The 1,138-nt window shown below is 61.7% G+C and carries 2 pseudogenes; both read left to right on the top strand.

What is annotated here, in order from left to right:
* Nucleotides 1–224: 224 nt before the first annotated feature.
* A pseudogene (locus tag ACIA8E_RS42050) lies at nucleotides 225–398 on the top strand (transposase); the annotation flags it as partial.
* Between the two features lie 9 nt (nucleotides 399–407).
* Nucleotides 408–698: pseudogene (locus ACIA8E_RS42045) on the top strand (transposase); the annotation flags it as partial.
* Nucleotides 699–1,138: the final 440 nt, after the last annotated feature.

Here is a 1,138-nt window from a genome sequence, read left to right as displayed (position 1 = left end):
CGACTGCCTGTACCAACGAGCTCCGTTGCTCTACATCGAAAACCCGTCAACACCCCTTGCGTGACCTGCGGGAACGCTAACTACCCGGCCTTGGGCCTCCCCCTGAGTGGTGGACACGCTGATACTGGATCTGCTTGATCCGGAGGAAGCGAGAAGTCCGCAGATGGCGATGAAGGATTACTCGGACGAGTTCAAGGCCGATGCCGTGGCCCTGTACGAGTCCACACCCGGGGCGATCTACAAGAGGGGCCCTGACCCCGGATGTTGGACACGGGGTCAGGGCCCTTGTTTACGTGCTGTGCAAGGGCGTGAGCTGGCGGGACGTCCCCGTTGAACAGGTCGGGTGCAGCGGGGTGACGGCCTGGCGGCGTCTGCGGGACTGGACCGAAGCCGGAGTCTTGTTGTAGCAGATGACCAAGCGGGTTCTGGAGTCCGCTCTGGAAGGCGAGATCACCGATCACCTCGGCTATGAGAAGCGCGAGGCGGCCGGGAAGAACAGCGGCAACAGCCGTAACGGCACCCGGGCGAAGACCGTGCTGACCGACGTCGGTCCGGTGAAGGTGCCCGGAGACGTGGCCGACACCTTCGACCCGCAGATGATCAAGAAGCGGCAGCGGCGGCTGACGGAGGTGGACGAGATCGTGCTGTCTCCGTCCACGAAAGGACTGACGCACATCACGCATTCAACTTCAATAGCGGTTCAACGGGAAACCGTACATCTTGGACAGCTGCTTGGCACCCAGTCGCAACTACCGCTACTTTACGAACCATCAGGTCGCTATCGACGCCGACATCCAGCTCGTCCAGCTCGTCGTCGTGTTTGGCTGCCCCACCGCAGTCACTGCAAGGCGGTGGAGGAGTACAGCCCAAAAGCCGCCGCCGGCAAGATCTCGAGTTGAGTCGACAGCGACTATCCGGGCATCAGGCATGACGCTTCACCGCTCCCACAAAGGCGACGATCCGCTCAAGTGAAAACAGACGGAAACAGGTCCGCACCCGTGTCCAGCGAAGGATTTCCCAGGCCTTCAGAGTACAGACGTCGCCTAACCTCGATCGTTCATGAGTCCTCGTCGGTTCGCTGACGGGGACTCTGTGCTTGCGAGGTGCGGAATTTCGTGGGCTGGGGCAGGTTGGCGGC

Source organism: Streptomyces sp. NPDC051664 (assembly GCF_044453545.1).
In the GTDB taxonomy this organism is placed as follows: domain Bacteria; phylum Actinomycetota; class Actinomycetes; order Streptomycetales; family Streptomycetaceae; genus Streptomyces.
This window is presented reverse-complemented; position numbering and strand designations above follow the sequence as displayed.